This is a genomic window from Apilactobacillus sp. EABW-1NA, assembly GCF_030398685.1.
GTDB classification, from domain to species: domain Bacteria; phylum Bacillota; class Bacilli; order Lactobacillales; family Lactobacillaceae; genus Apilactobacillus; species Apilactobacillus waqarii.
Genome location: NZ_JAPDKO010000058.1, coordinates 1 through 904 on the forward strand (window position 1 = coordinate 1; position 904 = coordinate 904).

A 904-nucleotide genomic window follows, 5' to 3' on the forward strand; every position below is an offset into this window, starting at 1 on the left:
GGAACTGAAGTTATAATATTGAACAGATAAATAAAAGCACTTTCGATAAAATGATTATTTTAATTTGATAAAATAACATAATTCGGAGGTGTTTTTTGTATGGCTAATAATAGATATTCATATGAAACTAAACTAGAAGCCGTCCGGCTTCTTAATGAAGGTGTTCCTGGTAGAAAGATTTGTAAAATATTGGGATTAAAGAGTGATGGTTTAATTTATACGTGGCGTAAATATGTAAGAAACGGTGATTATTATCGTTTGAATCAAAAACCTGGAAAGCAATATAAATATAATAAAGGTAATTTGGAGCTACCTAGTGATGTCATAAAAGACATGGAAATTAAACAAATGAAAGAAGAACTTGAAGTTATAAAAAAATATTTAATCATGGAAGGGCTGTGGTAAACCAAGATACTATTAGATTAATCGATACTTTTACATCCAAAATACCTTTAGTTAGAATTTGTCAGTATCTTAATATATCTAGAAGCACCTATTACTACCATAAAAAACATGCAGATCATTTTAATTTAAATCAGATTGAACAGGAGATTCAACAACTATGTATAAAAACGAAGTTTTTATATGGTTATCGTAAAATTCATGCACTAATTAATAAGTACTTAAAATGTAGCGTTAGTAAAGTTCAAAGAATTATGGCTAAATATGGTTGGGGGTGTCGTATAAAACGTAAAAGATCCCATCGACCTGGTAATCCATTCAAACAATTTGATAATATAATCAATCGTGATTGGAGCGTTAGTGTACCCAAACGTAAATTAACTACTGATATCACTTATATTCCTTGCGGAAATAAGATGTTATACCTTTCTACAATAATGGATAGTTTTAATTCGGAAATCATTGCTCATAAAATTTCTAATCATCCAAATACCCAATTGGC

At 29.2% G+C, this 904-nt stretch carries 2 protein-coding genes; both read left to right on the top strand.

The window, feature by feature from the left end:
- Nucleotides 1-99: 99 nt before the first annotated feature.
- The gene (locus OEZ61_RS08040; RefSeq protein WP_054450299.1) at nucleotides 100-405 is read left to right on the top strand and encodes a transposase; all 306 of its coding nucleotides are present in this window, start codon (nucleotides 100-102) and stop codon (nucleotides 403-405) included.
- The coding region (locus OEZ61_RS08045) for an IS3 family transposase (protein ID WP_290047382.1) at nucleotides 399-904 on the top strand (506 nt) is incomplete at its 3' end. The genes OEZ61_RS08040 and OEZ61_RS08045, both read left to right, overlap by 7 nt.

Bases quoted from the DNA above. Each gene is read 5' to 3' on its own strand.
- OEZ61_RS08040 (WP_054450299.1), top strand. From the start codon at position 100: ATGGCTAATAATAGATATTCATATGAAACTAAACTAGAAGCCGTCCGG.